The organism is Bacillus cereus group sp. BfR-BA-01379 (assembly GCF_022663605.1).
In the GTDB taxonomy this organism is placed as follows: domain Bacteria; phylum Bacillota; class Bacilli; order Bacillales; family Bacillaceae_G; genus Bacillus_A; species Bacillus_A mobilis.
The window spans coordinates 42,290-49,364 of record NZ_JAKUFT010000039.1; the positions used below are offsets into that span (position 1 = coordinate 42,290).

Below are 7,075 nucleotides of genomic sequence, written 5' to 3' on the forward strand. Positions count from 1 at the left end.
GTGATGGGAATGCGTATTGAAATGAAAAATATTTCAAAGGCGTTCAATGGCAATCCTGTTTTGAAGAATGCACAGTTTATGATTGAAACAGGAGAAGTTCATGCATTGATGGGGGAAAATGGAGCGGGTAAATCAACGCTCATGAAGATTTTAACAGGTGTATACAAAAAAGATGGTGGAACAATCACGATTGATGGACAAGAACGAACTTTTAAAAATGCGAAAGAAGCTGAAGAGTACGGTATTGCATTTATACATCAAGAATTGAACATATTATCGAACTTAACAGTAGCTGAAAATATGTTTCTCGGTAAAGAGTTAATGTATGGGAAGACAGGTATTTTACGTACGCGTCAAATGAACGCGATTGCGCAGCAGCAACTAACGGAGTTAGGGTTACATGTAAAAGGCGGTATGTTGGCAGGAGAGTTATCGGTTGGACAACAGCAAATTATCGAAATTGCGAAAGCGTTAATGACAAACGCGAGCGTTATTATTATGGATGAACCTACAGCTGCATTAACAGATCGTGAAATTGAAACGTTGTTTACTGTCATTAATAAATTACGTAAAGAAGGCGTTTCGTTCGTTTATATCTCACACCGAATGGAAGAAATTTTTTCAATATGTGATGCCATTACGATTTTACGTGATGGGGAATATGTCGGAAAGAGATTGATTCCGGAAACATCGTTTGATGAAGTAGTGAGTATGATGGTGGGGCGCAGCATTGGTGAACGTTACCCAGAACGAAATAGTCAAATTGGCGATGTTATTTTTGAAATGCGTAATGGAACGAAAAAAGGGAAGTTTGAAAATGTTTCGTTTCAAGTTAGAAAAGGTGAAATCCTTGGTGTTGCTGGCTTGATGGGAGCTGGCCGTACAGATATTATGAAAGCGATATTTGGATACGAACCGTTAGATTCTGGCCAAATTTTTATAAGTGGACAAGAAGTAAAGATTGATAGTCCGATAGATGCGATTAGACAAAGAATAGCCTTTATTACAGAGGATAGAAAATCTGAAGGGTTAGTGTTAGATTTCTCAATTCGAGAAAATTTAGCTTTACCGAATTTAGAGAGTCTTTCAAAGGGAAATGTCTTAAGTAACGAATTAGAACAACAGTTTACAGCGGATATGATGAAGCTACTTAATGTGAAAGCATCTAGTGGAGAGCAAGCAGTGAAATCTCTTTCTGGTGGAAATCAGCAAAAGGTTGTTATTGCAAAATGGCTAGGTATCCACCCGCAGTTACTCATTTTAGATGAGCCCACAAGGGGTGTAGATGTTGGAGCGAAAAAAGAAATTTACTCTATTATGAATAAGCTTACTGAGCAAGGCGATGCCGTTATTATGGTATCATCTGAGCTTCCAGAAGTTTTAGGAATGAGTGATCGCGTTCTTGTCATTCATGAAGGAAAAGTCGGAGGCATTTTAGAGAAAGATGGGGCATCACAAGAGTCTATTATGGCACTAGCTACAGGGGGAGAGTAAGAATGGCTAAGAAGGGGAATGTATTACAGCAACTCGGTTCTTTAATCGGTTTAGTATTAATTATCGTCGTAATTACAGCTTTAAATCCAGCATTTATTGAAATTCCAAATTTATTTAATATACTGCGTCAAGTATCGATTAATGCGCTTATTGCATTCGGAATGACCTTTGTAATTTTAACAGGGGGTATTGACTTATCGGTAGGTTCTATTTTAGCATTATCAAGTGCACTTGTTGCTGGAATGATGGCAAGTGGCATGGACCCGTTTCTTGCAATGGCAGTTGGATTAGTGGCTGGTCTTATAATGGGGATTGTAAACGGTATCATTATTGCGAAGGGAAAAGTAGCTCCATTTATTGCGACGTTAGCAACAATGACTATTTTTCGTGGGTTGACGCTTGTTTATATGGACGGACGTCCGATCACTGGTCTTGGTGATCATTTAATGTTCCAAATGTTTGGACGTGGTTATTTTCTCGGTATTCCGGTACCAGCTGTTACAATGATGATCGCTTTCGCAGTACTGTACTTCATTTTGAAGAAAACGACATTTGGTCGCCGTACATTTGCAATTGGTGGAAATGAAGAAGCAGCAGCACTATCAGGTATTAATGTTACGAGAATTAAAGTAATGATTTATGGTCTTTCCGGAATTTTGGCAGCGCTTGCAGGTATTGTCTTAACATCACGACTAGATTCTGCACAGCCAACTGCAGGTACTTCTTACGAATTAGATGCAATTGCAGCAGTTGTATTAGGTGGAACAAGTCTTTCTGGGGGAAGAGGATGGATTGTTGGTACATTCATCGGTGTACTCATTATCGGTGTACTAAATAACGGTTTAAATTTATTAGGTGTATCTTCTTTCTTCCAACAAGTTGTAAAAGGGCTTGTAATCTTACTAGCTGTATTAATTGATCGTCGAAAAGAAGCGTAATGGAGGGAAAGTTCATGAAGAAATGGTTACTTATACTCGTTGCATGTATTATGGTCATTACTGCTGGTTGTTCAATGGAACCACCAGAATGGGCAAAGGATTCTAGCGATAAAGGTCGAAATAAAACTATTAAAGTTGGATTCTCTGTTTCAACTTTAAACAATCCATTTTTTGTGACTTTGAAAAAAGGGGCAGAAAAGACAGCGAAAGAAAGCGGCATTGAATTGATTGCTGTTGATGCGCAAAATGATGCAGCAAAGCAAACAAATGATGTTGAAGATTTAATTCAAAAAGGTGTCGATGTAGTTGTTATTAATCCAACTGATTCAGATGCTGTTGCTTCAGCAGTAAGTGCGGCAAATGCAGCAAATGTCCCTGTTATTACTGTAGACCGCGTTGCAAATTCAGGTAAAGTTGTTTCTCACATTGCCTCTAATAATATTGAAGGTGGTCAAATGGCTAGTGATTACATTCGTGAATTAGTTGGCGAGGGAGCAAATGTTGCTGAATTAGAAGGAATCCCTGGCTCTTCTGCTGCTCGTGAGCGCGGGAAAGGATTCCATAACGTAGCGGATAAGTCTTTAAAAGTAGTTGCAAAACAAGCAGCTGATTTTGATAGAGCAAAAGGATTATCTGTTATGGAAAACATTTTGCAAGCAAATGGTGATATTAAAGCCGTGTTTGCGCATAACGATGAAATGGCATTAGGGGCACTTGAAGCATTGAAGTCTTCTGGAAAAACAGATGTAGTCGTTGTTGGTTTTGATGCAACAGAAGATGCTGTAAAGGCGGTTAAAGATGGGCGTATGGCTGCAACAGTTGCTCAAAAACCGGAATTAATCGGGGAGAAGGCGATGCAAACAGCAAAAGAGATCACGCAAGGTAAAAAAGTGGACAAATCTATTCCGATTGAATTAGAGCTTATTAAGAAAAACAAATAAATATAAAATGAAAACCAGGAAGGAAGAATAACAAATGAAATTCTTTATTGATACAGCAAACATTAACGAAATTAAAGAGGCAAATGCATTAGGCGTATTAGCTGGAGTAACGACAAACCCATCACTTGTAGCAAAAGAAGGTGTAGATTTCCACGAGCGTATTCGTGAAATCTGCAGCGTTGTAGAAGGTCCTGTAAGTGCAGAAGTAATTAGCTTAGAAGCTAATAAAATGATTGAAGAAGGAAAAGAATTAGCGAAAATTGCTCCAAACGTTGTTGTAAAGGTTCCGATGACAACAGAAGGTTTAAAAGCAGTAAAAGCATTCTCTGACTTAGGAATTCGTACAAACGTTACATTAGTATTCTCAGCAGTTCAAGCATTACTTGCAGCTCGTGCTGGTGCGACATACGTTTCACCATTCTTAGGTCGCTTAGATGATATCGGCCATAACGGTATGGACTTAATTCGCCAAATCGCAGAGATCTTTGCAATTCATGGCATTGAAACAGAAATTATTGCAGCATCTGTACGTCACAGTGTTCACGTAACTGAAGCAGCATTAAACGGTTCACATATTGCAACAATCCCAGCAAACGTAATTGCTTCATTAGTGAAGCACCCATTAACAGACCAAGGAATTGAAAAATTCTTAGCTGATTGGGAAAAAACACAAGAGAAATAATAGAAAATCAAGAATCCTAGTTTAATTGACTAGGGTTCTTTTTTATTTAAAAGAATTTTCATGCAATTTTGCATATTGTCTTTTAAATTTGTTATATAAACTATTTAATATATACAAATCACTCTTTATTTTTCATATTTTGATATAAGAAGATAGAGGGTCTGACCAGAAAACTGGAGGGCATGATTCTATAACAGAAAGCTTAACGTTTATAGAATTATGCCTTTTTATATAGGGAGGGCAGAAAGTAGGATTTCGATTTAAACGCACTTATTTATCTGAATTTTAAGTTTTATATACAAAAGGAGAGAAATAGAATGAGAAGAAAAGCGCCATTTAAAGTGTTATCATCATTAGCAATTGCGGCAATTATCGGATGTACATCTGTAATGAGTACTCCGCTAGCATACGCAGAAACGCCAGCAAAAGAGAAAGAAAATGTATCTACAACACCAATTGATTACAATTTAATTCAAGAAGATCGTTTAGCGGAAGCATTGAAAGAAAGAGGAACAATTAATCCAGCATCATCTAAAGAAGAAACGAAAAAAGCTGTCGAAAAGTATATTGAAAAGAAACAAGGCGATCAGGCAAATAAAGAAATTCTTCCAGCGGATACTGCTAAAGAGGCATCTGATTTCGTGAAAAAAGTAAAAGAGAAAAAAATGGAGGAAAAGGAGAAAGTAAAGAAACCTGAAAAAAATGTTAGTCCTGAACAAAAACCGGAACCAAATAAAAAGCAATTGAATGGGCAAGTTCCAACTTCTAAAGCAAAGCAAGCGCCATATAATGGACCGGTTCGAAATGATAAAGTATTAGTATTACTCGTTGAATTTAGTGATTATAAACATAATAATATTGATCAAACGCCAGGGTATATGTATTCGAAAGACTTTAGTAGAGAGCATTATCAAAAAATGTTATTTGGTAATGAACCATACACGTTATTTGATGGTTCGAAAGTAAAAACATTTAAACAATATTATGAAGAGCAGTCTGGTGGAAGTTATACGACAGATGGATATGTAACGGAGTGGCTAACTGTTCCAGGAAAAGCGTCTGATTATGGTGCTGATGGTAGCAGTGGTCACGATAATAAAGGACCAAAAGGCGCACGTGATTTAGTGAAAGAAGCTTTACATGCAGCCGCTGAGAAAGGGTTAGATTTATCTCAATTTGATCAATTCGATAGATATGATACAAATGGTGATGGAAATCAAAATGAACCTGATGGTGTAATCGATCATTTAATGGTAATCCATGCTGGTGTTGGTCAAGAAGCTGGTGGCGGTAAATTAGGTGATGATGCAATTTGGTCACATCGTTCAAAATTAGCAATAGATCCAGTAGCGGTTGAAGGTACGAAATCAAAGGTAGATTACTTTGGTGGAAAAGTAGCGGCGCATGATTACACAATTGAACCAGAAGATGGAGCAGTAGGTGTATTTGCGCATGAATTTGGACATGACCTTGGCTTACCAGATGAATATGACACGAAATATACTGGAACTGGTTCACCTGTCGAAGCTTGGTCATTAATGAGTGGAGGTAGTTGGACAGGGAAAATTGCAGGAACAGAGCCAACTAGTTTCTCACCACAAAATAAAGACTTCTTACAAAAGAATATGGGTGGCAACTGGGCAAAAATTTTAGAAGTAGATTACGATAAAATTAAGCGTGGTGTAGGAGTTCCTACATATATCGATCAAAGTGTTACGAAATCCAATCGTCCAGGCGTTGTACGTGTTAACTTACCAGGTAAAAGTGTTGAAACGATTAAACCGGAGTTAGGGAAATATGCATATTATAGTACAAGAGGTGATGATATGCATACAACATTAGAAACACCATTCTTTGATTTAACAAAAGGAACAAATGCGAAATTCGATTATAAAGCAAATTATGAGTTAGAAGCAGAGTGCGATTTTGTCGAAGTGCATGCAGTAACAGAAGATGGAACGAAAACATTAATTGATAGACTCGGAGAAAAAATAGTCCAAGAAGATAAAGATACAACAGGTGGAAAATGGATTGATAAATCATATGATTTAAGTCAATTTAAAGGGAAAAAAGTGAAACTGCAATTCGATTATATTACAGATCCAGCTGTAACATATAAAGGTTTTGCGATGGATAATGTAAATGTAACTGTTGATGGACAAGTTGTATTTTCTGATGATGCAGAAGGACAATCTAAAATGAATTTAAATGGTTTTGTTGTTTCTGATGGGACAGAAAAGAAAGCTCATTATTACTACTTAGAGTGGAGAAACTATGCGGGATCAGATAATGGATTAAAAGCAGGAAAAGGTCCAGTGTATAATACAGGTCTTGTCGTTTGGTATGCAGATGATAGCTTCAAAGATAACTGGGTTGGGGTGCATCCAGGTGAAGGATTCCTTGGTGTGGTAGATTCTCATCCAGAAGCATTTGTTGGCAATTTAAACGGAAGACCAACTTACGGTAATACAGGTATGCAAATTGCAGATGCTGCATTTTCATTTGATCAAACACCAGCATGGAGTGCAAATTCATTAACACGTGGACAGTTTAACTATTCTGGATTACAAGGTGTTACAACTTTTGATGATTCAAAAGTATATAGTAACAAACAAATTGCTGATGCAGGAAGAAAAGTTCCAAACCTTGGACTTAAATTCCAAGTTGTTGGACAGGCAGAGGATAAATCCGCAGGTGCTATTTGGATTAAACGTTAATAACATAAAAGCACATTCTTCATATGAAGAGTGTGCTTTTTAATTTGTACAGTAAGTTATTATTTTAGCTTATGTAATACAAGTGTCTGTTCACATGTAGTGTATCAAATTATGTGGAGAAAGGAAATATTTCCGAGGAAATTGTCGAAGTATCGTCAGTATTTATACACTTTTTTGTAAAAGAAGGAATGTAGTATTGCCTTTACAGTTTAATTTATTTACATTGTTACTTGGCTATACACAAAAGTAATATATTCGGCAAAAAAAGACAATGATGGAATTAACCCATCATTGTCTTTTTTA

The 7,075-nt window shown here is 36.9% G+C and carries 5 protein-coding genes; all 5 read left to right on the forward strand.

The genetic code is table 11. The annotated features are described in order from the left end of the window. Positions 1-9: 9 nt before the first annotated feature. Positions 10-1,494 carry a ribose ABC transporter ATP-binding protein RbsA gene (gene rbsA / locus MR113_RS16005; RefSeq protein ID WP_242255451.1) on the forward strand — a complete coding sequence of 495 codons (1,485 nt, stop codon included), beginning with the start codon at positions 10-12 and terminating at the stop codon, positions 1,492-1,494. 2 nt (positions 1,495-1,496) lie between these two features. Then, a complete protein-coding gene (locus tag MR113_RS16010; RefSeq protein ID WP_061676340.1) occupies positions 1,497-2,432 on the forward strand; it encodes an ABC transporter permease subunit in 936 nt (311 codons plus the stop codon). Positions 2,433-2,446: 14 nt separating this feature from the next. Then, complete coding sequence (gene rbsB, locus MR113_RS16015) at positions 2,447-3,373, forward strand: ribose ABC transporter substrate-binding protein RbsB (RefSeq protein WP_242255453.1); 927 nt, start codon at positions 2,447-2,449, stop codon at positions 3,371-3,373. 34 nt (positions 3,374-3,407) lie between these two features. Beyond that, positions 3,408-4,055 carry a fructose-6-phosphate aldolase gene (gene fsa, locus MR113_RS16020; RefSeq protein WP_000667665.1) on the forward strand — a complete coding sequence of 216 codons (648 nt, stop codon included), beginning with the start codon at positions 3,408-3,410 and terminating at the stop codon, positions 4,053-4,055. Between the two features lie 317 nt (positions 4,056-4,372). Next, positions 4,373-6,772 (forward strand): M6 family metalloprotease immune inhibitor InhA2, encoded by a 2,400-nt coding sequence (gene inhA2 / locus MR113_RS16025; protein ID WP_242255455.1) that lies wholly within the window; start codon positions 4,373-4,375, stop codon positions 6,770-6,772. Positions 6,773-7,075 lie beyond the last annotated feature (303 nt).

What these genes read in the sequence shown, in the direction of transcription:
- rbsA (WP_242255451.1), top strand. Translation starts at nt 10, where the DNA reads ATGCGTATTGAAATGAAAAATATTTCAAAGGCGTTCAATGGCAATCCT.
- MR113_RS16010 (WP_061676340.1), top strand. Translation starts at nt 1,497, where the DNA reads ATGGCTAAGAAGGGGAATGTATTACAGCAACTCGGTTCTTTAATCGGT.
- rbsB (WP_242255453.1), top strand. Translation starts at nt 2,447, where the DNA reads ATGAAGAAATGGTTACTTATACTCGTTGCATGTATTATGGTCATTACT.
- fsa (WP_000667665.1), top strand. Translation starts at nt 3,408, where the DNA reads ATGAAATTCTTTATTGATACAGCAAACATTAACGAAATTAAAGAGGCA.
- inhA2 (WP_242255455.1), top strand. Translation starts at nt 4,373, where the DNA reads ATGAGAAGAAAAGCGCCATTTAAAGTGTTATCATCATTAGCAATTGCG.